The sequence below is a fragment of the Novosphingobium rosa NBRC 15208 genome (assembly GCF_001598555.1).
Lineage (GTDB): Bacteria > Pseudomonadota > Alphaproteobacteria > Sphingomonadales > Sphingomonadaceae > Novosphingobium > Novosphingobium rosa.
The window spans coordinates 37,793-56,054 of record NZ_BCZE01000056.1 but is presented as its reverse complement, the minus strand read 5'-3'; the positions used below and the strand labels follow the sequence as shown (position 1 = coordinate 56,054).

The window sequence follows — 18,262 nt, the reverse complement described above, 5'->3', positions numbered from 1 at the left end:
CCCTGCTGAAGTAAGGCTGGGCTGAAGTAAGCCACACAACCTCTTCGAGGTAGGGGGAGGGCGCCCGCCGCAAGGTGGGCGCCCTTTTTCGTGCCTGCAGCTTTCAGGCGCGGGTGACGTTCATCAACCCGTCCATATCGATGAATTTCTCACGCGGGGCGTGATTGCGGGCGCGGGCCACTTCGGCGGCATCGATCTTCTGCCAGTCGCGGAAGGTGACGATATCCAGCCCGCGCAATTCGACAAGCGCATCGAAGCCCGCCCCGCCGGTTTTGGTGGAGTCCCTGCCGTCCAGATCCTGCGCGATACGCTCCACGATGGCAAAGCCGTCGGGCCGGTTGGTGCCGATGGTGCCTGAAGGACCGCGCCGCGCCCAACCCACGCAATAGAGGCCGGGCAGGATGCGGCCTTCCTCGTTGGCGAAGCGCCCGCGCGTCTCGTCATAGGGCACGCCCGCGATGGGGCTGGTCTGATAGCCGATGCAGCTGATCACCAGATCGGCGGGCAGGCGCTGGATCTCTCCGGTGCCCACGGCCTTGCCGTCGACCAGCCTGGTGCGCTCGACCTCGATGGCCTGCAGCTTTCCGGACGCATCGGCGATCAGCGCGCGTGGCGCGGTGAGGAAGGCGAAACGCACCGGGAAACCGGCGTCCGGCGTGGTGGCCCAGCCGCGCAGGGTCTGCATCGCCTTGCGCAGGCCGGGATCGAGTTTCGCATCGGCTTCCACCGGCGGGAAGTCGGCGGGATCGACATGCGGCACGGCGCGGGCCAGATGGGCCAGTTCGCCCAACTCCTTGGGCGACATGGAAATCTGATGCGGCCCGCGCCGCCCCAGAATCGTCACGCTTTCCAGACTGGAGGCGCTCAGCTCGTCCAGCGCATGGGCGACGATGTCGGAATCCTCGAATTCTTCCGGGGACTTGGCCAGAATGCGCGCCACATCCAGCGCCACATTGCCATTGCCGATCACCACCGCATGCTTGCCAGACAGGTCCGGCGCCAGCGTGGCGTAATCGGGATGGCCATTGTACCAGCCCACCAGCGCCGCCGAGCCGAAAACATTGGGAAGATCCGCCCCCGGCAGATCGAGCTTGCGGTCATGCGGGGCGCCGGTGGCCAGCACCACCGCGTCATAGAGGCCGAGCAACTCCTCCACGGTCACATCGCTGCCCACCGCCACATGGCCGATAAAGCGCACCTGCGCCGCCAGCGCCACGCTCTCGTAACGCCGCGCCACGCCCTTCACCGACTGATGATCGGGCGCCACCCCGCTGCGGATCAGCCCGTAAGGCACCGGCATACGGTCGAAAATGTCGATATGGACGTTCTCGCCCCAATGCTTGTAAGCGGCCTCGGCGGTGTAATAGCCCGCCGGGCCCGAGCCGATGATGGCGATGTGAGGCGCATTGCGAGGAGTCGTGTGAAGCATGGCGCTCGCTCTCCCTTGTCAGAACGACAATTGTCAGAATGACACTTATCCGGACAGCTGGCCCGAACCGGGGGCGGTCCGTCTGTTTTGGGGGCGCCGGGTCGGCGCCCTTTGCAGATGGACAGAACAGACCTCTTGGCCGGGCTTGGCAAGAGGCAATCGCGCCAAGCCCGCGATTTTTTAAACCTGCCGCAACAGGCGAATTTACATAGGGTTTCAGGCCGGTTTAACCGATTGGAAAGCCCCGGCGGGGGATAAGCGCGGCCATGCAGACCGGGCGAAGGGAAAGATTTATGGCGGCGGCGCGCGCCGCCGCGCAAGAGGCCGCCGGTACTTCCGGTGAAGGCGAGGCCGTGCCCGCCGCGCCCGAAAAAAGCGCGCCTCCGCCTGTTATCGCGGCTGTTTCAGCCCCTGCCGCCCCGCCGCCTTCCGCCCCTCCGTCCGTTTTTCGTCGTGGGGCCGGCGCGGCTGCGCCAGCTGCCTCTGCCGCGCCGGCGTCTCCGCCGCCGCCTGGCATGTTACCGCCCAGCCCGCGCGCGATGGGCGATCTTCCGGGGGATGATGTCGATGTTTCGGGTCTGCGGCGAAAGGTTGCCGTGAAATCAGTCGATCGTATGGCCGAACCCTATCCCGGCTATTTTCTGGTGCCTCAGGGCTGGGCGATGATGGCGCCGGCCATGGCCATTGCCTGCCTGCTGCTGGTGCTGGACCAGTTCACCCTGCCGATCCAGCGTACGGTGATGCCCGCCACGGTGGCGGTGGTGATCTGCGCCTGCGCGGGGCTCTTCGTGCGCGCCGAGCGCACTGAGGGACGTTCCCTTGCCGTCCGCTATGGCGTGATGGTGCTGGCGGTGCCTCTGCCCATGGCGCTGTTCGGTCTGGCCATGGCGCTGTGGCATCATGTCGAGCCGCTGCAATCCACGCTGGCGATCATCGGCGCGCTGGCCACCACGTCGCTGGTGGCCGCCGTGGCGCTGTCGGGCCGCGCGCCCGCGCTGGTCGCGGGCTATCTGGCGCTGTGGGCCGCGCCCGCGCTGGAGATCAACAGTGTCGGCGCCACGGCCATGCTGGTGCTGGGCGGGCTGATCGGCATCGTCGCGGCGATCCGCCAGATCACGCTGGACCGCGCCGCGCAGGCCGAGGCTCATGCCATGCTGCGCCTGCAAAAGCGCGCCGAGGACATCCTTCACGATTACGAGCAGACCGGGCAGGGCTGGTTCTGGGAAACCGACCGCAAGGGCATCATCACCTATGTCTCGGCCCCGATTGGCCGCGTGCTGGGGGTGGAGGCCGAGCAGCTGCTGGGCCACAGCCTTTCCGACCTGTTCATTCTCGACGATGCCAGCCGCGAGGGCGAGCGCACGCTGGCCTTCCATATGAATGCGCGCTCCTCCTTTCAGGAGCTGCCGGTGCGCGCCGCCACGCGCCGCGAGGAGCGCTGGTGGTCCATCAATGGCCGCCCGATCTATGACGGCTTCAACAATTTCCTGGGCTTTCGCGGTTCGGGCAGCGATCTGACGGAAAAGCGCCGTACCGAGCAGCATGCCACGCGCCTTGCCCATTTCGACTCGCTGACCGGTCTGGCCAACCGTTTCCAGATGAGCCAGACGCTGGAAAAGATCCTCAACGCGCCGCAGCCCGCGCATCGCATCTGCGCGGTCTTCCTGCTCGATCTCGACCGTTTCAAGCAGGTCAATGACACGATGGGCCATCCGGCGGGCGACGCGCTGCTCAAGCAGGTGGCGCAGCGTCTGGCGGGCACGGTGGGCGATCTGGGCCGCGTGGGCCGTCTGGGTGGCGACGAGTTCAAGGTGATCCTGCCGGGCCGCATCGACCGCAACTCTCTGGCCGGTCTGGCCCAGCGGGTGATCGACAATCTCTCGCAGCCCTACACGATCGAAGGCGCGCGGGTGGTGATCGGCGCCAGCCTGGGCATAGCCCTCTCGCCCGACGATGGCGTCACCTCCGAGGCGATCATCCGCAACGCCGATCTGGCGCTGTATGCCGCCAAGGATCGCGGGCGCGGGGTCTATCACTTCTATGCCGCCGATCTGCATTCCGATGCCGAGCAGCGCCGCCAGCTGGAAGCCGATCTGCGCGATGCGCTGGTCCATGGCGGTCTGCGTCTGGCCTATCAGCCGGTGGTCCACACCAATTCGGAGCGCATCACGGGGTTCGAGGCGCTGCTGCGCTGGAACCATCCGACGCGCGGCGACCTCTCGCCCGCCATCTTCATCCCCATTGCCGAGGAAGCCGGGCTGATCGCCCAGATCGGCGAATGGGCGCTGCGCACCGCCTGCATGGATCTGGCCCAATGGCCCGAGAGCGTGCGCGTGGCGGTCAATGTCTCGCCGCTGCAATTCGCCAATCCGGCGCTGCCCGGCATCGTCACCAGCGCGCTGGCCTCGGCGCAGGTCACCCCGGCGCGGCTGGAGCTGGAGATCACCGAAAGCGTCTTCCTCAACGACAGCGAAAGCACCGAGGCGATGTTCGCGGCGCTCAAGCGCGTCGGCGTGCGTCTGGCGCTCGACGATTTCGGCACCGGCTATTCCTCGCTGGGCTATCTGAAAAAGGCGCCCTTCGACAAGATCAAGATCGATCAGGGCTTCGTGCGCGGCGCCACCGAGCCCGACAGCCGCAATGGCGCGATCATCGCCTCGATCGTGAGTCTGGCCGAGGCTTTGGGCATGGAAACCACGGCGGAAGGCGTGGAGACGCTCGACGAGCTGGATCTGATCCGCGATCTGGGCTGCAGCCATGTGCAGGGCTATATCTACGCCAAGCCGCTGGAGACCGCCGACGCCAATGATCGCGTCTCGGGCGATCTCTCGATGGAGGCCAAGGGGCCGCGCTCCTCGCGCGCGCCGCGCCGCACCATGCTGCGCCGGGTGATGATGGAGGCGCTGGGCGCGCGCTATCCGGTCACCATCCGCAACATGTCGGCGCGCGGGGTGATGATCGAGGGCGTACTGGATGTGCCGCTGGGCGTGGAGCTGCTGCTGGAGCTGGGCGAGGGCATGGCGCTGGTCGGCATCGTGCGCTGGAGCCGGGAAGGGCGCACCGGGGTGGAATTCCTCACCCCCGTGGCCTTCGACGAGGCGGGCAGCGTGATCCCGCCGGCGGGCTGGAACGCGCCGGACAGTGCGGCGCTGGACACTCAGGCCCTCTGAACCTGCGCGGGCGGGCGCCCCAGCACGATATCGAGAAAGGCCTGAGCGGTGGGGCGCGGGCGCTCGGCATGGATCAGCCACAGGCGGGTCATCACCGGCTCACGCAAAGGGCGATAGACCACATTGTCCACCCGCAGCCGCATCAGCGAGCGCGGCAGCAGGGTGGCCCCGAATCCCGCTGCCACCAGCCCCAGCAGCGTGGCCAGACCCGCCGCTTCGCTGGCGATGCGCAGCGGCAGGCCCGCCGCGCGGGTGCGGGCGAAGACATCCTCGTAATAGCTGGAGGCGCCCGCCGCCGTGGTGATCACCAGCGGATGTTCGGCGCATTCCAGCAGGCTGGGCAGCGCGATCTGCGTGGCCAGCGGATGATCGGCGCGCACCGCCACCATCATCTCCTCCTCGACCAGACAGCGGGCATAAAGGCCCACCGGCAGGGTGGGGGCGGAGGCGGCGCGCACCATGCCCAGATCGATCTCCTCGCGCCGCAGCATCTCGATCTGGTCATGGGTGCCCAGTTCGCGCACGGTCAGCTCCACCTCGGGATAATGCTGGCGATAATCGTGCAGGGCTTCGGAAAGGCGCGCCACATAGGGGCCCGATGAGGTGAAGCTGATCCGCAACCGCCCGCGCTGGCCATGCAGCGCCATGCGCGCCACCATGCGGGCGTGATCGGCCTGCGCCAGCGTGCGGCGCGCCTCGGGCTCGAACAGGCGGCCCGCCTCGGTCATCTGCACGCGCCGGCTGGAACGTTCGAACAGGCGCACGCCCAGTTCCTCTTCCAGCGCGCGGATCTGCTGGCTGAGCGGGGGTTGCGACATGCCGAGCCTTTCGGCGGCCCGCCCGAAATGGAGTTCTTCCGAAACGCAGAGGAAGGAGCGCAGCTGTTTGAGGTCCATACAGCTGTCATTAAGACGAATATCAAATCAATCAATCCGCATTCCATATTGGACAGAAAAGCTTCGCTGCCCCAAGCAACCTTTCGTCGCAGGCTTCCCCCCCACTTGCGGCGCCTATTCGGTCTTTCAGCGTTGCGCGGCCTGCATGCCGCTCCCCTTTGCGCCGCGTTTGCGCTGTGGGCCGGTCAAGAACCGCTTGTGCTCCGTCCTTCATGTCGCAGGGATGCGGGTCCTATCTGGTAGAGATGCTTCGGCGGATCATGCCTCCTTGGCCGCATTCACGCGGGCGGGATCTTGGCGTGGGCGGGATGTTGGAGTTATCGATGCTGGATATCGTCAAGGTTGCGCTGCACCGTCCGCTGACCTTTATCGTCATGGCCATTCTGATTGCCATGGGCGGCACGCTGGCGGCCATGAACACGGCTGTCGATATCTTTCCCGAAATCCGCATTCCGGTCATCGCCGTGGCCTGGCAATATGCCGGCATGCCCGCCAAGGACATGGCGGACCGCATCACCACGCCCTATGAGCGCGTGCTGACCACCACGGTCAACGATATCGAGCATATCGAAAGCCAGTCGATGCAGGGCATTTCGGTGGTGAAGATCTTCTTCCAGCCCAATGCCGACATCCGCACCGCCAATGCGCAGGTGACGGCGGTCTCGCAGACCGCCCTGCGCCAGCTGCCGGCTGGCGAGAACCCGCCGCTGATCCTGAACTACAATGCCTCCACCGTGCCGATCGTGCAGCTGGCGCTGTCGGGCAAGGGCCTGAACGAGCAGCAGCTGTTCGACATCGGCATGAACCAGATGCGCATCCGCCTGATCACCGTGCCGGGTCTGGCCATGCCCTATCCGGCGGGCGGCAAGCAGCGCCAGGTGCAGATCGACCTTGATCCTTCCGCGCTGCTGTCCAAGGGGCTGTCGGCCAATGATGTCGGCAATGCCATCGCCGCGCAGGACCAGCTGACGCCGGGCGGCTTCATCAAGATCGGCGATCTGCAATACAGCGTGCGCCTGAACAACGCGCCCGACAAGATCGAGCAGTTCAACAATCTGCCGATCAAGGTGGTGAACGGCGCCACCGTTTACATGCGCGATGTGGCCCATGTGCGCGATGGCTATCCGCCGCAGCAGAATGTGGTGCATGTGGAAGGCCAGCGCTCGGTGCTGATGACGGTCTTCAAGAATGGCGGCGAATCCACGCTGGCGATCATCGATGGCGTGAAGCGCACGCTGGCCAAGATCAAGCCGGCCCTGCCAGCCGACCTGAAGGTGATGCTGGTGGGCGACCAGTCGCTCTTCGTGAAGGCGGCGGTCACGGGCGTGATCCGCGAGGGCCTGATCGCGGCGGGGCTGACCAGCCTGATGATCCTGCTGTTCCTGGGCTCGTGGCGCTCGACGATCATCGTTTCCACCTCGATTCCCCTTTCGGTGCTGGCGGCGATCGGCACGCTGTCGATCTTCGGGCAAACGCTCAACACCATGACGCTGGGCGGTCTGGCGCTGGCGGTCGGCATTCTGGTCGACGAGGCCACGGTGACCATCGAGAACATCAACTGGCATCTGGAGCAGGGCAAGCCGGTGATCCCCGCGATCATCGATGGCGCCTCGCAGATCGTGGTGCCCGCTTTCGTCTCGCTGCTGTGCATCTGCATCGTTTTCGTGCCAATGTTCTTCCTGCCGGGTGTGGCGGGCTTCCTCTTCGTGCCGATGGCGCTCTCGGTGGTCTTCGCGATGATCGCCAGCTTCCTGCTGAGCCGGACGCTGGTGCCCACCATGGCGATGTATCTGCTCAAGCCCCATGCCCCGGGCGGCGCGGGCCATGAGGCCGGCGCCGAGAATTCGCGCAATGTCTTCATCCGTTTCCAGCGCGGTTTCGAGGAGCGCTTCGAGGCGTTCCGCAAGCGCTACATTGGCCTGCTGCGCAGCGTGCTGGAGGTGCGCAAGCCCTTCATCGCGATCTTCATGGCCGGGGTGCTGATTTCCTTCGTGCTGATGCCTTTCCTGGGCAGCAACTTCTTCCCCGATGTCGATTCCGGCCAGATCCAGATGCATGTCCGCCTGCCGGTGGGCACCCGCATCGAAAGTTCGGCGGCCCGGTTCGAGCTGATCAGCCGCTCGATCCGCGAGATGGTGCCCGCCGAGGAGCTGACCTCGATCACCGACAACATCGGCCTGCCGATCAGCTCGATCAACACCGTCTATGACAACAGCGGCATGATCGGCCCGCAGGACGGCAACATGCTGATCACGCTGAACGAGGAGCATCACCAGCCCACCGCCAAGGTGGTGGCGATGCTGCGCCGCGAACTGCCGCGCCGCTTCCCCGGCGTGAGCTTCGCCTTCCTGCCCGCGGACATCACCAGCCAGATCCTGAACTTCGGTTCGCCCGCGCCGATCGACGTTCAGGTCGCCGGCAAGAATGCCGAGGATGCCCGCGCCTATGCCGCCAAGCTGGTGGCGAAGATGAATGGCATCGCGGGCATCGCGGATCTGCGCATCCAGCAGCCGGCCCATTCGCCGGAAATGACGGTGGATGTGAACCGCACCCTGATCGGCCAGTATGGCCTGACCGAAAAGAACGTGACCGACAGTCTGGGCACCTCGCTGGCGGGCACCTCGCAGGTGGCGCCGCTCTTCACGGTGAACCCGGAGAACCGCGTGTCCTATGCGGTGGTCGCGCAGACGCCTGAATACAAGGTCGCCAGCATGAACGATCTGGGCAATGTCAGCGTCACCGGCACCACGCCGGGGTCACCGGGCCAGTTGCTGGGCGGTGTGGCCGATCTGCACCGCACCAACACCGAACCGGTGGTGACCCATTACGACATCCAGCCCACCATCGACATCTTCGCCGCCACGCAGGGCCGTGACCTTGGCGCGGTGGCGGGCGATGTGCAGCATGCCATCCACCAGCTTGCCGCCGAGCAGCCCAAGACGGTGACGGTGACCATCCGCGGCCAGTACGCCACGATGAAGACCGCCTTCTCGGGGCTGGGCTTCGGCCTGCTGGGCGCCATCGTGCTGATCTATCTGCTGATCGTGGTGAACTTCCAGAGCTGGACCGATCCGCTGGTGATCATCAGCGCGCTGCCCGCGGCTCTGGCCGGCATCGTCTGGATGCTGTTCATCACCGGCACCACACTTTCGGTGCCTGCCTTGACCGGCGCGATCATGTGCATGGGCATCGCCACGGCCAACTCGATCCTGGTCATCAGCTTCGCGCGGGAGCGTCTGCATGCCACCGGCGATTCCACCCGGGCGGCGCTGGAGGCAGGCTTCGTGCGCTTTCGCCCGGTGCTGATGACGGCGTTGGCCATGGTGATCGGCATGCTGCCGATGGCCTTGGGCCTTGGCGACGGCGGCGAGCAGAACGCGCCGCTGGGCCGCGCGGTGATCGGCGGCCTGTGCTGCGCGACCATCGCCACGCTGTTCTTCGTGCCCACCCTGTTTGCCATCGCCCATCGCAACTACAATCCCAACGAGGCTGACGCCTTCCCCGGCAATGACCCTTCCATCGATCAGGCTCCCCATCATGCATGAACAATCCCTTCTTCCCGATGACGATCAACAGCGCGACACCGGCGGCCTGAAGCGGCTGGGTCTGGGCGTGGCGGTGGTGGCTCTGGTGGCCGCCGGTGTGGGTGTGGCCATGCGCCTGCATGCCACCAGCGGCCTGCATGGTGTCGCTGCGGAAGCGGCGCTGCCCAATGTTTCGGTGGTGATCCCGCGCAACGCCGATGGCGATGACGAGCTGGTGCTGCCGGGCAATCTGCAGGCCTACAATGCGGCAGCGATCAATGCGCGCACCAGCGGCTATGTGAAGCGCTGGCTGGCCGACATCGGCGACACTGTGAGGCAGGGGCAGGCGCTGGCGGTGCTGGAAGCGCCCGATCTCGATCAGCAGCTGATTCAGGCGCAGGCCGATTACCAGACGGCGCTGGCCAACCAGCATCTCTCGGAAACCACCAACACCCGCTGGAAGAGCCTGCTGGCCAAGGATGCCGTCTCGCAGCAGGAAGCCGATGAGAAGAAGGGCGATCTGGCCGCCAAGCTGGCGTTGTCGCACTCGGCGCTGGCCAATGTGAAGCGGCTGCAGGCGACTCAGGGCTTCAAGACGCTCTATGCCCCCTTCGACGGCGTGGTCACCAGCCGCGCCGCGCAGATCGGCGCGCTGGTCGTCTCGGGCAACATCGCGACGCAGCCGCTCTTCACCGTGTCAGACATGCATCGCATGCGCATCGATGTGCGCGTGCCTCAGGCCTATTCGGCGATGCTGCACAAGGGTGTGAACGCCACGCTGCAGCTGCCCGAATATCCCGGTCGCAAGTTCACCGCCACGCTGACCCGCTCGGCCAATGCCGTCGATCAGGGGTCGGGCGCGGTGCTGGTCCAGCTGGAGGCCGACAACACCGATCATGCGCTGAAGCCCGGCGCCTATGCGCAGGTCCATTTCCAGCTGGGCGACAAGGCCAGCGGCACCCCCGAAGTGGCCGTGCCGGGCAGTGCCATCCTCTATGGCGCGGCTGGCCCGCAGGTTGCCGTGGTCGATGGGCAGGGCGTGGTGACGATGCACAGCGTGACCATCGCGCGCGACAAGGGCAGCATCGTGCTGCTCTCGGGCGGGGTGAGCGCCACCGATCACGTCATCGACAGCCCGCCCGATGCAGTGCGCACGGGCGATCATGTCCGGGTGGCGCAGACCACGCCGATGCCCGCGCCCAAGCCCGATGAGACGGCCAAGCCGAATGCTCAGGCCCCGGCCAACACGCCCGCGAAGGGAGCCGCCCATGGCGGTTAAAAAGGGCCGGACCCTCCTGGTTCTGGCGCTGGCGGGCACGGCTCTGGCCGGATGCGACATGGCGCCCGCCTATCACCCGGCCACGCCCGCCGTGCCGCCGACTTTCGCTGAAACACCCGGTTGGCAGGCTGCCGAGCCGATGGACGCCCTGCCGCGCGGCAAGTGGTGGGAAGGCTTCAACGATCCCCAGCTCAACGCGCTGGAAGATCAGGCGGAAAAGGCCAGTCCCACGCTGGCGGCCGCTCTGGCCCGCTATGATGCCGCCACCGCCGCCGCGCGGGTCAGCGCCGCCGCGCTGCTGCCCGAGGTTTCGGCGGGCGGCTCGGCGGAGCGCACCCGTCTGGCGCGCGACCGGCCGTCTTCCACCACGGGCCGTCCCGTGACCTATGATCTCTACAATGTCGGCGGCTCGCTGAGTTACGAGATCGATTTCTGGGGCCGCGTGCGCAACAGCGTGAAGGCCGCGCGCGCCGAGGCTCAGGCCAGCGCGGGCGATCTGGCCAGCGCGCGCCTCAGCCTTCAGGCCGAAGTCGCCGATGCTTACGTGCGGCTGCGCGGGCTGGATGCTCAGGCCGAATTGCTGCGTCATACGGTGGATGCCTATCAGCGCGCCTGGCAGCTCAACCATGACCGGCATGAGGGCGGGGATGCATCGGGCGTCGATGAAAACCGCGCGCTCTCGCAGCTGGCCAGCGCCAAGGCGCAGGTCTCGGCCATTTCGGTGCAACGCGCCACGACCGAGCATGAGATCGCCGCCGCCGTGGGCGCCGTGGCTTCCAGCTTCCATCTGGAGCCCAATGCCGCCGCGTTGACGATGCCGCAGATACCCTCGGGCACGCCGGGTCAGGTGATCCAGCGCCGTCCGGACATCGCCGCTGCCGAACGCCGCCTGTTCGAGGCCAATGCCGGGATCGGCGTGGCCCGCGCCGCGCGCTTCCCTTCGGTGACGCTGGGCGGCAATGCCGGCTGGCAGACCACGGGCGGGCATGATCTGTTCGCCGCGCCCAACACGGTCTGGGCGCTCGGGCCTTTGGCCGCCAGCCTGCCGATCTTCGACGCGGGCAAGCGCGCGGCGCAGGTCCGTCAGGCCCATGCGCAGTTCGATGAAGCCGCTGCGGCCTATCGCGGCAGTGTGATCGCGGCGTTCCAGCAGGTGGAGGATGCTCTGGCCACCGAGCGTGACACCACCACGCAGGCGCGTGACCAGACCGAGGCGGCGCAGGCGGCCAATCGCACCAGCGATCTGGCCTTCATCCGCTATCGCGAAGGCGCGACGGACTATCTGGAGGTCGTGACCGCCCAGACCGACGCGCTGACCGCCGAGCGAACTCGCATCGCGGTGGAAACCCAGCGCCGTCAGGCCGCAATTGCGCTGGTCAAGGCGATTGGTGGCGCCGTGCCCGAAGGGCATTGACCAAGGCGCCGAAGACTATGGATTGAGAGGACGCTGACAGGCGTGGACGGAAAGGGCGGCCCGGCGCAGGACGGGCCGCCCTTTTTCCATCAACCGGAGGGCAGGGCCCTTTGGTCTGTCGCCAGCGCGCGGCACACCCGGTCGCGCCCGGCCTGCTTGGCGGCATAGAGCGCTTCATCGGCGCGCTGGAAATGATCGTCCAGACTGCCCGAACTCCAGCCGCACAGGCCCGCCGAAAAGCTGATGATGCGGCCGTCGACATCGCCGATGGGCAGACCGCGCATCTGCGCGGCGATGCGTTCCAGCGCGGCGCAGGCTTCCTCCTCGGAGCAGCTGTCGAAGAAGATGGCGAATTCCTCGCCGCCCCAGCGCGCCACCAGATCGGCGCGGCGCAGCTGCCCTGCCAGCCGCGCGGCAAAGGCGCACAGCACGCGGTCGCCCTCGTCATGGCCGAGCCTGTCGTTGACGCTCTTGAAATGGTCGATGTCGACGATGGCGACGCAGCCCCGGCGCTGCTCCTCGGGCATGGTTTCCAGCTGGGCGAGGAAGCCGCGGCGGTTGGGAATGCCGGTCAGCGGATCTTCGTGCGCGGCGGAATCCAGCTCGTCGATCCGCGCCTGCGCATGGGCGGCGGAGCGCTGCACCCCGGCGTAAAGCGTGTGGATGATGTCGCCCACCTCGGGCACCAGTGGGGCGGGGGCGGCGTCGCGATGCAGCGCCTCGGCCAGCACGTGAATGGGATTGAGCAGCGCGCCGATGCCCCACAGCGCCAGCCCCATGCCCGCCACCGTGGCCAGCGTCAGCAGCAGGAACTCGGACAAGGCGATGCGTCCCGTGGCAAAACCCCAGCCGCAATAGGCCAGCAGCGGCACATGGGTGGAAACAAAGCATAAAGCGAAAAGCCGCATGCGCAGCGAACGCGGAAAGATAAAGGATGTGGCGAGATAGAAAGTCACGAAAACCTCTCTCTTTCTGTATTGCGTTGCAGCAAAAATTGATCGAGCGGCTTAAGTGAATGATAAGGTTCACGGTTAACAACATGCTGCGGGATAACCCGTGCTTTGGGCGTGGTGGATTGCCGGGCGCATGGCATGATTGCGCGCGGCAAAGAAAACGCGCGGCGGGCAGATGCCGCCGCGCGTTCATGTAAGCCTTTGCTGCGGGCGAAGAGCCTTGCGGCAAGCTCCGCCCGTCTGGATGGATCAGTGATGACCCCCATGGCCGCCACCGCCGCCATGACCGCCACCACCACCGTGGAAGCCACCGCCACCACCGCCGTGGAAACCGCCGCCACCGCCATGGAAGCCACCGCCCCCACCGTGGAACCCGCCACCACCATGATAACCGCCGCCGCCGTGCCAGCCACCGCCGCCATGCCAACCGGGGCCGCCGCGATAACCGCCGTGCCAGCCGGGCCCACCGCGATAGCCGCCATGCCAGCCGCGCGGACCGCCATGGCCACGCCAGCCCCAGCCGCCGCCCCAGCCATAGCCGCGGCGCCAGTTATAGCCGCACCAGTACCAGCCCGGACCGCTCCAGGCCGAATCATACCAGCAATAGCGGCGACCGCTCCACATGAAGGGGTCCATGCCGACGCCGATGACGACGGGTTGCGCCTGCGCCTGCGGGGCGGCAAGCGGCATGACGCCGGTCAGCACGGTGGCGGACAGCACCAGCGCGAAGAGGGATTTTTTCACGGGATCGCACCTTTCTCGCCAGCATGGGGGGATGGGCCGGCGGCTTGTTTTTTGATGTCGTCTTTTCGCAAGAAGCGGAAAGAAACATAACCTGTAGGTAAATAGCCGGGGAGGCCTGTCGGTTCCCTGAACCGCCTCGTCAGTGGCTGTTTATCGAATAGGGAAGATGCGTGGCAAGTATCTGGCTCCGCGCGATCTTTCCACCTATCATGCGCAATGCCGGAGGGAATGCGTGGAAGAGATCGCCCAGAACAGCAGCAGCGATGAAAGCCCCGTGGTGGATGGCGAGCCACAGCGGCCCCCCGCCACTGGCGCGCGGCGCGTGGGCTGGCTGGTGCTGGGTCTGGTGCTGGTGGGGATCGGCATCATCGGGTTGTTCGTGCCCTTGCTGCCGACCACCGATTTCATGCTGCTGGCGTTGCCGTGTTTCGCGCGCTCCTCGCCCCGGCTGGAGCGTTGGCTGGTCGAGCATCCGGTCTTCGGTCCGCCGATCCGGGCGTGGCGGAAGAATCGCGCCATTCCGCGCCATGCCAAGATGGCGGCCGCCTTGGGCTTCGCGCTGTTCTGGTGGCTGGCGCATCCCCGCGCCTGGGTGGTGATGGTGGTGGGCGGTTTGCTGCTGTCCTGCGCCTTGTGGATCGTGCGGCGGCCTTCTGGCGAGACGCGCTAACGGCGGGCCACGAATGGCGCACGGCTCTGGGCCGGTTGGGGGGCTTGCGGGATAAAGCGGAGCGGCGTGACTTGCGCCTGTCACCGATCTCTGTTATTGAGAATGGATCGCAACAACTGGTTCGGCGCCCGCTCTGGCACGGACCGGTCGGCCCCTTAAGGAGGAGACGCCCCATGCCCCCCGCTTTCTCGCCTCCAACCTATTCGCCCCCCTTTTACTCGCCGAAGCCCTCCACCTCGCCGCTGGTGCCCTCCGCGATGGTGGTGGCCGCGATGCGCTGCTGGCGCCGCGCGCGGGATAATGGCGAGCCGGTGCAGCCCAGCCTGACCGCCACCCTGCGCCCTCAGGTGGGGGCGATGCTGGCCCCGGTCTTCGCCAGCCTGATGGCTTTGTGCGAGGCGGCGATGGCAAGGCCTCTGCGCGTGGGGGCGGAAACGGGCACGGGCATGTCAGCGGATGAGAGCATGGTGGTGGGGCTGGTCAATGGCTCGCTCAAGCGGCGGGCCTGCCTGACCTGCACCGCCGAGGCGGCCAGCGCACTGGATTGCGCGCTGTGCTCGACCCGGTTGATGGTGGCGCAGGCTATGGCCGACCGGATGCCGGTTCTGACGAACTGATCGCGCGGCTCGCGCCCAGCCAGCCTGAAAGGGTGGGCAGGCGGGGCAGCAGCCAGCGGTCGAAGGGCAACAGCACCGCCAGCGACAGGGTGAAGAGCGGCAGCCAGAGCAGCAGCAGAATCATCAGCGCCCATGGCGCCACGCCTGTCATCCGCGCAGGGTTGGTGGCGGGGCGGGGCGCGCCAAGCTGCCCTTGCGGTCGGCGCCGCCACCACATCACGCCGCCGCTGATGGCCAGCGTGATCAGCATCAGCGCCGTGGCCAGACCGATCAGCTGGTTGATCCAGCCGAACAGCTGTCCTTCATGCCAGGCGACGCCATAGGCCACCACCCTGTCGATGGGATGGCGGTTGGTGATGTCCTCGCGGGAGGTCAGCGTGCCATGCGCATCGTAATGGAGCGTGACGCGCAGGGGGCGGTTCTGCGCGTCGGAGCGCACCGACCAGCCTTGCGCCGCCTTGCCGCTGCCGCCCTCGCCAGAGGGCATGCCCGGCGGCACCACCAGCGCGGGGAAGGCCAGATGCGCGTTGCGGGCATTGGCGACCATGGTGTTGAGCATGGCCTCGCCCTCCATGGGCATGGCCGTCATCGGCATGCCCGGCATATCCATCCCGGCCATATCCATGCCTGCCATCATGGCGGCGTGGTCGTGTTCGGCATGGCGAGGGGCCTTCAGGACCACGGGGTGACCGCCGATGGTCCAGTCGGGCGTGCCTTGCATCCAGCCCATCTCCTGACGGATGGCGAGGAAGGCGCTGCCCCATGCATCGGCCCAGGGCAGTCCGGTGAGCAGCAGCACCAGCGCCAGCCCGGAGACCCAGAAACCTGTCACGGCATGCAGATCGCGCCAGAATACGCGGCCCTTTGCAGTGAGGCGCGGCCAGAGCGTGCCCGCCAGGCCCTGCCTGCGCGGCCACCACAGATAGAGGCCTGTGACGATCAGCACGATGGCCCAGCTGGCCGCCAGCTCCACGATCCAGCTGCCGCGTCTGCCCAGCAGGAGTTGCCCGTGGATGTTGCGGTCGATGGCGATGATGCGACTGTCGGGGCGCAGCGTGCCCAGCAGGCTGCCTTGCGGGCTGACGAAGGCGTCGGTCATGGCGCCGTCAGGCAGGGCGAGGTGGAGCATGGCGGCGTCGCCCTTGCGTTCGGGCAGGCGGTAAGAGGTGAGGCGAGCACCGGGGAAGGCGGCCAATGCTGCGGCGACTTGCGCTGAAGGCGGTGCAGCATTCTGCGTTGGCAGGTCGTGGAAGGCGCGTTCCTCCCAGCGCTCCACCTGCGGCTTGAACAGGAACAGCGCGCCCGAGAGCGAAAGCAGGATCACCAGCGGCAGCACCAGCAGTCCGGCATAGAAATGCCAGCGCCACACGGTGCGGTAAAATGTTGAGGTCATGATATTGTCCTCAGATATGGGCGCGCAGGCCGAAGGTGGCCCACAGCGGCATGCCCAGCGCGGGGATAGCGCCCCCCCGCACCGTGGCGCCGTTGGTGGCGGTGACGCCGTAGCCCTGATCGAGGTAGCGCACATTGGTGAGGTTCTGCGCCGATGCGTAGAGTTCCAGCCCCTTCATCACCTGCCACGAGGCGCCCAGATCGAGGGTCGTCGCGCCATCGTTGCGCTGGTTGTGCGAGGTGCTGTTCCAATAGGAGGGGAAGCTTTTCACCGTGGCGTTCAGGCTGAACCGGTGCGTTACCCGCCATTGCGCCGAGGCATTGGCCGTCCATTCGGGCACCTGACCCAGCTGCTGGTTCACCGGATCGGGGATCACGCCCGCCGAGGCTGTGGTGTAGCGTGACGAGGTGAGGTGGGCATCCGTGTAGGTGAAGCCGCCGGTCAGGGAGAGGGAGCCTTGCGACCAGCTGCCCAGCACCTCGAAGCCGCGCAGCACGGCATCGCCCGCGTTGACATATTGGCTGACCGTGCCGCCGTTGATGCTCGCCAGGCCGGTGCCGCAATAGTTGGTGGCCGCAGAGCAGCCCGATTGCACCGTGGCATAGTCGATAAAGTTCTTCAGCTTGTTGGTGTAGGCGGTGGCCGAGAGCGTCAGCCCGGGAACCAGTTTCGATCCATCCAGATCGAAGCCTGCCTCCACGCCCAGATTGGTCTGCGGCTTCAGATCGGGGTTCACCGAGGTGGAGTTCGTTCCGCTGATGATCGAGCGGTACATCTGGTTCATCCCCGGCGCGGCGAAATTGCTGTAGCCCGCCGCGCGCAGGCTGAGCGCCCCCAGCTTCAGCTTGGCGCCGAGGCGCGGGTCAAAGCGGGCGTAGCTCTGGTTGGCGATGCTCTGCGCCACAGGTGAGCCGAGGTAGAAGCCGTTGAGGCTGCCGTTGGCGGTCTGCCAGAAGTCTCCGCGCAGGCCCAAAGTGATGGAGAGCGGACCATCGCCGGGGACGAGGCTGGCCTGGGCGAAGACGCCCTCGAACTGGTGCCGCGCATGCGACAGCAGATTGCCGGTGGCGCCTGACGTGCCGAAGAAATTCACCGGATCGTTGCTGGTGATGGTGCGGCCATCGACGCCCAGCTTGATATCATGCAGCATGCCCAAACTGGCCTGCCACACCAGCGATCCGCCCAGATTGCTGTAAGTGGCATGCTCGATCTGCGACACGTAAGGCACGCCCGCTGAAGGGTTGAAGATGCTGAACGATGGCGTCTGGCTGACATTGGTGGTGTCCATCCCGCCCGTGCCGTACCAGCCGCTCAGCGACAGCTTGCCGGGGCCCACGCCTTTCTCGCCGCCAAAGCTGATACGGAAGGTGTCCCAGCGGTTGCTGGTGCCCTGCCAGACTTGTCCCGTCTGGCGCAGGCTGTGCCACAGGGCCGAAACGTAGAGATGCGCGTCGGGCGCGACATCGGCATGCAGGCTGCCGCCCAGATTGAGGTTCCGGGAACTGGTGGCGGTCATATAGGGGTTGCGATAGGCCTCGGGCGTCTTGTTGTAGCCGTCGGTGGTGGTGTCCGAAGCGGTGATCCCTGCCACCACGCCCGGCGCGAGGCCGATTCCGGCATTGGCGGTGGCCGAATAGGTCTTGTAGCTGCCCGCGCTGATATCCAGATCCATATGGCCCGCCTCGGGGCGCTTCGAGACGATGTTGACGATGCCGCCCATCGCCATATTGCCCCACAGGCTGGTGGCGCCGCCGCCCCGGATCACCTCGATGCTCTCGATCTGGCCCTTGGCCACCTGATTCCAGTCGACCACGCGGAAATAGGGATCGTTCATCGGCATGCCGTCCAGCATGACCAGCGTGTTGACATTGGTGGTGGTGCCGAAACCGCGAATGCTGAAGGTGTCTCCGGTAGGGTGCAGCGCGGCGGCGGGCTGGTTCAGCGTAAAGATGCCGGGGATGTGGTTGACGATCTGGTCGGTGGCCATGGCGGGCGCGGCCTGAACATCCCTGGCCGACAGCACGCTGGCGGAAACGTCCATATCCTTGAGCGCCGTGCCGCGCGCGGCGGTGACGATGATTCCAGTGGTGTCAGCCTCGTCGGCCATGGCGGGGAGCGCGCCGGCCAGCATGGCGGGCAGCGCGAAAAGAGCGGTCTTCATGAAACATCCTGT

The 18,262-nt window shown here is 66.5% G+C and carries 13 protein-coding genes; 6 read left to right on the top strand and 7 right to left on the bottom strand.

Translation table 11 applies throughout. The features are described from left to right. Nucleotides 1-103: 103 nt before the first annotated feature. Nucleotides 104-1,429, bottom strand: coding sequence for an FAD-dependent oxidoreductase (locus SR3_RS20295; RefSeq protein WP_068090116.1), 1,326 nt, complete (start codon nucleotides 1,427-1,429; stop codon nucleotides 104-106). 596 nt (nucleotides 1,430-2,025) lie between these two features. Between SR3_RS20295 and SR3_RS20290 the strand changes: the two genes are divergently transcribed. After that, the gene (locus SR3_RS20290; RefSeq protein WP_307563014.1) at nucleotides 2,026-4,599 is read left to right on the top strand and encodes a putative bifunctional diguanylate cyclase/phosphodiesterase; all 2,574 of its coding nucleotides are present in this window, start codon (nucleotides 2,026-2,028) and stop codon (nucleotides 4,597-4,599) included. Here the strand turns inward: SR3_RS20290 and SR3_RS20285 are convergent. Continuing rightward, complete coding sequence (locus tag SR3_RS20285; RefSeq protein ID WP_068090114.1) at nucleotides 4,587-5,495, bottom strand: LysR substrate-binding domain-containing protein; 909 nt, start codon at nucleotides 5,493-5,495, stop codon at nucleotides 4,587-4,589. The two genes, SR3_RS20290 and SR3_RS20285, sit on opposite strands and share 13 nt — an antisense overlap. A gap of 323 nt (nucleotides 5,496-5,818) precedes the next feature. Between SR3_RS20285 and SR3_RS20280 the strand changes: the two genes are divergently transcribed. Genes SR3_RS20280 through SR3_RS20270 form a run of 3 tightly spaced genes read left to right on the top strand, consistent with a single transcriptional unit; the run spans nucleotide 5,819 to nucleotide 11,712 of the window. Further along, nucleotides 5,819-9,040 carry an efflux RND transporter permease subunit gene (locus SR3_RS20280; protein ID WP_068090125.1) on the top strand — a complete coding sequence of 1,074 codons (3,222 nt, stop codon included), beginning with the start codon at nucleotides 5,819-5,821 and terminating at the stop codon, nucleotides 9,038-9,040. After that, on the top strand, nucleotides 9,033-10,298 hold the full coding sequence (locus SR3_RS20275) for an efflux RND transporter periplasmic adaptor subunit (protein ID WP_084455759.1): 1,266 nt from the start codon (nucleotides 9,033-9,035) through the stop codon (nucleotides 10,296-10,298). Before SR3_RS20280 ends, SR3_RS20275 begins: the two co-directional genes overlap by 8 nt. Beyond that, on the top strand, nucleotides 10,288-11,712 hold the full coding sequence (locus SR3_RS20270) for an efflux transporter outer membrane subunit (protein ID WP_068090113.1): 1,425 nt from the start codon (nucleotides 10,288-10,290) through the stop codon (nucleotides 11,710-11,712). Before SR3_RS20275 ends, SR3_RS20270 begins: the two co-directional genes overlap by 11 nt. An 89-nt stretch (nucleotides 11,713-11,801) precedes the next feature. On the opposite strand, the gene SR3_RS20265 is transcribed toward SR3_RS20270, so the two are convergent. From SR3_RS20265 to SR3_RS20260, 3 genes are read right to left on the bottom strand one after another with little or no spacing between them, the layout of a single operon-like run. After that, the gene (locus SR3_RS20265; RefSeq protein WP_068090112.1) at nucleotides 11,802-12,668 is read right to left on the bottom strand and encodes a GGDEF domain-containing protein; all 867 of its coding nucleotides are present in this window, start codon (nucleotides 12,666-12,668) and stop codon (nucleotides 11,802-11,804) included. Beyond that, nucleotides 12,665-12,931, bottom strand: a complete 267-nt coding sequence (locus SR3_RS31915) for a hypothetical protein (protein WP_169805673.1) — start codon at nucleotides 12,929-12,931, stop codon at nucleotides 12,665-12,667. Before SR3_RS31915 ends, SR3_RS20265 begins: the two co-directional genes overlap by 4 nt. Next, the gene (locus tag SR3_RS20260) at nucleotides 12,915-13,409 is read right to left on the bottom strand and encodes a hypothetical protein (protein ID WP_068090111.1); all 495 of its coding nucleotides are present in this window, start codon (nucleotides 13,407-13,409) and stop codon (nucleotides 12,915-12,917) included. The genes SR3_RS31915 and SR3_RS20260 overlap by 17 nt, the downstream gene beginning before the upstream one ends. Nucleotides 13,410-13,575: 166 nt before the next feature. On the opposite strand from SR3_RS20260, the gene SR3_RS20255 reads away from it, so the two are divergent. Further along, nucleotides 13,576-14,079 carry a YbaN family protein gene (locus SR3_RS20255; RefSeq protein WP_084455758.1) on the top strand — a complete coding sequence of 168 codons (504 nt, stop codon included), beginning with the start codon at nucleotides 13,576-13,578 and terminating at the stop codon, nucleotides 14,077-14,079. Between the two features lie 173 nt (nucleotides 14,080-14,252). Beyond that, nucleotides 14,253-14,696 (top strand): hypothetical protein, encoded by a 444-nt coding sequence (locus SR3_RS20250; RefSeq protein ID WP_068090110.1) that lies wholly within the window; start codon nucleotides 14,253-14,255, stop codon nucleotides 14,694-14,696. Here the strand turns inward: SR3_RS20250 and SR3_RS20245 are convergent. Both SR3_RS20245 and SR3_RS20240 read right to left on the bottom strand, forming a co-directional pair. After that, nucleotides 14,662-16,089 (bottom strand): PepSY-associated TM helix domain-containing protein, encoded by a 1,428-nt coding sequence (locus SR3_RS20245; protein ID WP_068090109.1) that lies wholly within the window; start codon nucleotides 16,087-16,089, stop codon nucleotides 14,662-14,664. The two genes, SR3_RS20250 and SR3_RS20245, sit on opposite strands and share 35 nt — an antisense overlap. Nucleotides 16,090-16,099: 10 nt before the next feature. Further along, nucleotides 16,100-18,250, bottom strand: coding sequence for a TonB-dependent receptor plug domain-containing protein (locus SR3_RS20240; protein ID WP_068090108.1), 2,151 nt, complete (start codon nucleotides 18,248-18,250; stop codon nucleotides 16,100-16,102). Nucleotides 18,251-18,262 lie beyond the last annotated feature (12 nt).

What these genes read in the sequence shown, in the direction of transcription:
- SR3_RS20295 (WP_068090116.1), bottom strand. Translation starts at nt 1,429, where the DNA reads ATGCTTCACACGACTCCTCGCAATGCGCCTCACATCGCCATCATCGGC.
- SR3_RS20285 (WP_068090114.1), bottom strand. Translation starts at nt 5,495, where the DNA reads ATGGACCTCAAACAGCTGCGCTCCTTCCTCTGCGTTTCGGAAGAACTC.
- SR3_RS20280 (WP_068090125.1), top strand. Translation starts at nt 5,819, where the DNA reads ATGCTGGATATCGTCAAGGTTGCGCTGCACCGTCCGCTGACCTTTATC.
- SR3_RS20275 (WP_084455759.1), top strand. Translation starts at nt 9,033, where the DNA reads ATGCATGAACAATCCCTTCTTCCCGATGACGATCAACAGCGCGACACC.
- SR3_RS20270 (WP_068090113.1), top strand. Translation starts at nt 10,288, where the DNA reads ATGGCGGTTAAAAAGGGCCGGACCCTCCTGGTTCTGGCGCTGGCGGGC.
- SR3_RS31915 (WP_169805673.1), bottom strand. Translation starts at nt 12,931, where the DNA reads ATGGGGGTCATCACTGATCCATCCAGACGGGCGGAGCTTGCCGCAAGG.
- SR3_RS20255 (WP_084455758.1), top strand. Translation starts at nt 13,576, where the DNA reads ATGCGTGGCAAGTATCTGGCTCCGCGCGATCTTTCCACCTATCATGCG.
- SR3_RS20250 (WP_068090110.1), top strand. Translation starts at nt 14,253, where the DNA reads ATGCCCCCCGCTTTCTCGCCTCCAACCTATTCGCCCCCCTTTTACTCG.
- SR3_RS20245 (WP_068090109.1), bottom strand. Translation starts at nt 16,089, where the DNA reads ATGACCTCAACATTTTACCGCACCGTGTGGCGCTGGCATTTCTATGCC.
- SR3_RS20240 (WP_068090108.1), bottom strand. Translation starts at nt 18,250, where the DNA reads ATGAAGACCGCTCTTTTCGCGCTGCCCGCCATGCTGGCCGGCGCGCTC.